Here is a 4,883-nt window from a genome sequence, read left to right as displayed (position 1 = left end):
CTTGTCGGAGAGCTTGATCGCCACTTCCGGCTTCGACATCTGGTCCATTTCCCAGGCGGTCTTGAAGATCAGCAGGCGGAGCATCTCGGCCTGGGTCGCGAGTTCCACCAGCGGGAACTGGATCGCCTGGTTGGTGGCGAGCGGCTTGCCGAAAGGCTTGCGCTCCAGCGCGTATTTCACGCTCTCATTGATACAGTAGATCGCTGCGCCGCAGGAGGAAGCCGCCTGACGGATGCGGTTTTCGTGTACGAAATGCTGGGCCAGCGCGAGGCCGCCTTCGGGCGGGCCGAACAGGGCATCTTCCGGCACCCAGACATCCTTGATGGTGAGGCGCGGGTGGTCCGTCGGCATGTTGAAGGTCCACATGTATTCTTCGATGATCACGCCGGGATCGCGCGCCGGGATGATCAGGCAGGTGATGCCTTTCGCGTCGCCATCCTTTCCGCTGGTGCGGCAGAATAACATGATGTGGGTCGCGACATGCATGCCGGTGATCCACATTTTCTCGCCATTGATCAGCCAGCCGTCCTTGCCGTCCTTCTTGGTGCGCACCGCGCGGGTTTCCATATGCGTGGCGTCTGAGCCGTGGTTGGGCTCGGTGAGGCCGAAGCAGGCGATGAACTTGCCGGCGAGCGCCGCCTCGGCAAGGTGTTTCTGATCGGGGCGCGCAAAGTCGCGCAGCATCAGGATCTGCGGGAAGTTGCCGACGACCGAGTGCTCGTTCTGGAGATCATTGTGCAGGCCGAGGCCCTGCTTGGCGAAGTGTTCGCGGATGATTGCCATGCCAAGATTGGTGCCGTTCTGACCGCCGAACTCGGTCGGCAGCGCGTAGCGCAGGTGACCGGCCTTGTCGGCGCGTTTCTTGGCTTCGCGCAGCAACGCTTCCCATTCCGGGCGCGGCAGGCCTTCATTCTCGAAATCGGTGCGAGCCCATTCGCGGCGGTGGTCAAAGAAACGCTCGTTATCGTCCTGCGCCTGCAGTGGCTTGATCTCGTCCTCGATGAACTTGTCGAGCACGACCAGATAGTCGGCGATATCCTTTGGAATATTGAAGTCCATGTCTCTCTCCCTTGCCTCGCAGCTTGGGGGGCACCATACGCCTGCCACGCAAGGCGGCAATTTGTGCCGCCGGGGCAAGGCAGACGCGTTCGCCGTCCGGATGCGGAACGAGCCGTTCTCCGATAATCCTGAATTTAGCAGTCTGAACGCTTGACGAATTATTCAGCGTTCTCCACTCACGAGGTCAGGCCCAAAGCCTCACCACCGCACGCAGCTTCAACCCCGAACGACAAGGCACCCTCCCATGCTCCGTTCTTTCCTCGCCGCCGCAGCTTTTGCGGCCATCGCCGCCCCGGCTTTCGCCAGCAACTCCTTCACGTTCGAGACCGCCAACCCGGTTTCCGACAAGCGTATCGTCGCCGAAAGCGTCGTCTGGACCTGCGAAGGCACCAAGTGCACCGCAGAACTTGACCGCAAAGCCCCGACTGTTCGCATCTGCAAAAAGATCGCGCAGGAAGTCGGCACGCTGACAGCGCTCCGCAACACGAAGTCCGAGCTCACTGCCGAGCAGCTGACCGAGTGCAACGCGGCCGCCAGGAAGTAAGTTTCGGTCTTTCTCAATGCCTCTCCTCAGGCCGCCAGGGTATCGCCCTGGCGGCCTTTTTTGTTATCAGCTGGCCGCAGGTGCGAATCGGGGACTGAAGTATGGAGACGCGCAAACCAGAGGCCGGATGCGGCGCCGCGATCCGGGACGGCGAAGGCCGGCTTCTGCTGATCCAGCGCCTGCGGGAACCGGAAGCGGGCGCCTGGGGCCTGCCCGGTGGCAAGATCGATTTCGGCGAGCCAGCTACCCAAACAGCGCGCCGGGAGATCGCTGAGGAGCTGGGGATCGAGATCGAGATCGCCGGGCTCGCCTGCATCGCCGAAACCATCGATGCTGGCGACGGACGCCACTGGGTCGCACCTGTATATCAGGCTCGAATTCTCGCGGGCGAACCCCGGATCCTGGAGCCCGGAAAGCATGCTGGCTGGGGCTGGTTTGCCCTGGACGCCCTGCCGGCGCCCCTCACCATCGCTGCGCTAAGCTATCTGTGCGCGAACGGCACATGCTGCACCGCGCCATAGAGGCGCGAATATTTGACAACGTCAGACAAACGCGGATTGTCGAATGCGCCGCACAATTAAAGCGTGAATACATACCCCATCGATCGGCACGGATGTTGCAAAATTCGCCCTGCAAGCGCTAATGAGCGCATGGTGATAAGGCTGGGGGCGGCCTGACGTTATCACGAATTAAGAGGGTGATTATGAGCGACACTGCAGCAATCCTTGCCGAGCTTGGCGTGCGTCCAAAATCGGTGCGCAAGAACTGGAATGAAGCCCGGCTTTACGAGACTGCTGTCGCCGCTGGCGAAGCGCGCGTAGCCAAGGGCGGCGCTCTGGTGGTCGAAACCGGACAACACACCGGCCGGTCGGCCAAGGACAAGTTCACCGTGCGCGATGCACTGACCGAGAACACGGTCTGGTGGGACAATAACGCACCGATGTCGCCCGAGCATTTCGATGCTCTGTGGGCAGACTTCAAGGCTCACCTCGCCAACCAGGATGTGTATGCGCAGGATCTGTTCGGTGGCGCTGATCTGGATTACCGCGTGCCGGTGACCGTGATCACCGAGTTTGCCTGGCATTCGCTGTTCATCCGTCACCTGCTGCGTCTTCCGACTACGGATGAAGCGAAATCCTTCCGTACCGAATTCACCATCATCAACTGCCCGAGCTTCCGCGCCGATCCCTCCAAGCATGGCACGCGTTCGGAGACGGTGATCGCCGTCAACTTCTCGAAGCGTGTCATCCTGATCGGCGGCACGTCCTATGCCGGCGAGACAAAGAAATCGGTCTTCACGATCCTCAATTACCTTCTGCCTGACCAGGGCGTCATGCCGATGCACTGCTCGGTCAATACGTCGGACAAGGACGATGCTGCGATCTTCTTCGGCCTTTCCGGAACCGGCAAGACGACGCTGTCGGCAGACGCTTCGCGCACACTGATCGGCGATGACGAGCATGGCTGGTCCGAGAACGGCCTCTTCAACTTCGAAGGTGGCTGCTACGCCAAGATGATCAAGCTATCGGCCGAAGCCGAGCCTGAAATCCATGCCACCACGAAACAGTGGGGCACCGTGCTCGAGAACGTCGTGATGGATCCTACCACGCGCGAGCTTGACCTCGATTCTGCTGCGCTCGCAGAAAATTCGCGCGGCGCCTATCCGATCGAAGCGATTCCGAACGCCTCGCTCACCGGCCGCTGCGGCCAGCCGAAGAATCTGATCATGCTGACGGCGGACGCCTATGGCATCATGCCGCCGATCGCCAAGCTGACTCCGGCGCAGGCGATGTATCACTTCCTCTCCGGCTACACGGCGCGCGTCGCCGGCACGGAAAAGGGCGTGACCGAGCCTTCGGCCACTTTCTCCACCTGCTTCGGCGGCCCGTTCATGCCGCGCCATCCGTCCGAGTACGGAAATCTGCTGCGCCGCCTCATCGCCAAGTACGACGTCGATTGCTGGCTGGTTTCGACCGGCTGGACGGGCGGCCCGTATGGGCAGGGTAACCGCATGCCGATCAAGGCGACCCGCGCCCTGCTCAACGCCGCGCTCGACGGTTCGCTGAATGCGGTCCAGTTCCGCAAGGACGAGACCTTCGGCTTCATGGTTCCAGCCGCTGTTGCGGGCGTGGACGCGAAGATCCTCGACCCGCGTTCGACCTGGGCCGACCCGGACGCCTATGACGCGCAGGCCGCGAAACTCGCCGAGATGTTCGTCGAGAACTTCAAGAAATTCGAAGCCTATGTGGACGACGCCGTGAAAGCGGCCGCTCCGAAAGCCAGGATCACCGCCTGAACGGGAAGCAAACGCTAAATGAAAGCCCGCCCGGTTCTGCCGGGCGGGCTTTTTTCGTGGGAAAGGCTCCCTTGACGTAAAGGGAAGTCTGGCGCGGGCCGGTTCCAATCGTTACGGTGCGCGCCAACAAGACGCCAAACATTCCGGAGGAAGCCATGCGTGAAGCCGTCATCGTCTCAACTGCCCGTACTGCCCTGACCAAAGCAGGCCGCGGCGCCCTCAATGATACCCACGGGATCACGATGGCCGGCCACGCCATCAAGGGCGCGCTCGAACGCGCCGGCGTCGAAGCCGCTGCAGTCGAAGATGTGTTCCTCGGCTGCGCTGCGCCGGAAGGCGCTACCGGCCATAACGTTGCCCGCAACGCGGCCCTCGCGGCCGGCTGCCCGTCGACCACGTCCGGCGCCACCATCAACCGCTTCTGCTCGTCGGGCCTGCAGGCGATTGCCAACGCCGCCCACACCGTCATCAACGAGGGCGCCGCGGTCACCGTCGGTGGCGGCGTTGAAAGCATCAGCCTCGTCCAGGGCTCGGGCCAGTCCAACCGCCACAAGTATTTCGAACCGGAACTGGCCAAGACCTGGCCGGCCATCTGGATGACGATGATTGAAACCGCAGAGATCGTCGCGGATCGCTACAAGGTCAGCCGCGAGTACCAGGACGAGTATTCGGTAGAAAGCCAGCGTCGCACGGCCGAGTTCCAGCAGAAGGGCTACATGGCGCAGGAAATCGTGCCGCTGAAGACCCGCATGAAGCTGATCAACAAGGAAACCAAGGAAGAAACCTTCCAAGACGTGGTCGCCGACAAGGACGACTGCAACCGTCCGGGAACGACCTATGAAATGGTTGCCGGCCTGAAGCCGGTCTTCTCGGGCGGCATGGTCGTGAAGGAAGGCAAGTACGTCACTGCCGGCAATGCGTCGCAATTGTCGGACGGCGCCGCCGCGGTGGTTGTCATGGAAGCCAAGGAAGCTGCCAGGCGCG

General features: G+C 61.9%; 5 protein-coding genes. 4 read left to right on the top strand and 1 reads right to left on the bottom strand.

What is annotated here, in order from left to right; translation table 11 throughout:
* The coding region (locus tag WEA77_RS05505) for an acyl-CoA dehydrogenase family protein (protein WP_368066864.1) at positions 1 to 1,059 on the bottom strand (1,059 nt) is incomplete at its 3' end.
* Between the two features lie 244 nt (positions 1,060 to 1,303).
* Between WEA77_RS05505 and WEA77_RS05500 the strand changes: the two genes are divergently transcribed.
* The 4 genes from WEA77_RS05500 to WEA77_RS05485 all read left to right on the top strand — a co-directional run.
* Positions 1,304 to 1,603: a hypothetical protein gene (locus WEA77_RS05500; RefSeq protein ID WP_368066863.1), complete on the top strand. Its 300-nt coding sequence runs from the start codon at positions 1,304 to 1,306 to the stop codon at positions 1,601 to 1,603.
* Between the two features lie 101 nt (positions 1,604 to 1,704).
* Positions 1,705 to 2,124 (top strand): NUDIX domain-containing protein, encoded by a 420-nt coding sequence (locus WEA77_RS05495; protein WP_368066862.1) that lies wholly within the window; start codon positions 1,705 to 1,707, stop codon positions 2,122 to 2,124.
* Positions 2,125 to 2,291: 167 nt separating this feature from the next.
* On the top strand, positions 2,292 to 3,899 hold the full coding sequence (locus WEA77_RS05490; RefSeq protein ID WP_368066865.1) for a phosphoenolpyruvate carboxykinase: 1,608 nt from the start codon (positions 2,292 to 2,294) through the stop codon (positions 3,897 to 3,899).
* A 155-nt stretch (positions 3,900 to 4,054) separates the two neighbouring features.
* Positions 4,055 to 4,883, top strand: an 829-nt coding sequence (locus WEA77_RS05485; RefSeq protein ID WP_368066861.1) for an acetyl-CoA C-acyltransferase, incomplete at its 3' end; no start/stop codon positions are given.

Origin of the sequence: Hyphomonas sp. (genome assembly GCF_040882205.1) — a bacterium.
Taxonomy (GTDB): Bacteria; Pseudomonadota; Alphaproteobacteria; order Caulobacterales; family Hyphomonadaceae; genus Hyphomonas.
The sequence above is the reverse complement of the archived record's forward strand: the minus strand, read 5'-3'. Positions and strand labels throughout refer to the sequence as shown.

Bases quoted from the DNA above. Each gene is read 5' to 3' on its own strand.
- WEA77_RS05500 (WP_368066863.1), top strand. From the start codon at position 1,304: ATGCTCCGTTCTTTCCTCGCCGCCGCAGCTTTTGCGGCCATCGCCGCC.
- WEA77_RS05495 (WP_368066862.1), top strand. From the start codon at position 1,705: ATGGAGACGCGCAAACCAGAGGCCGGATGCGGCGCCGCGATCCGGGAC.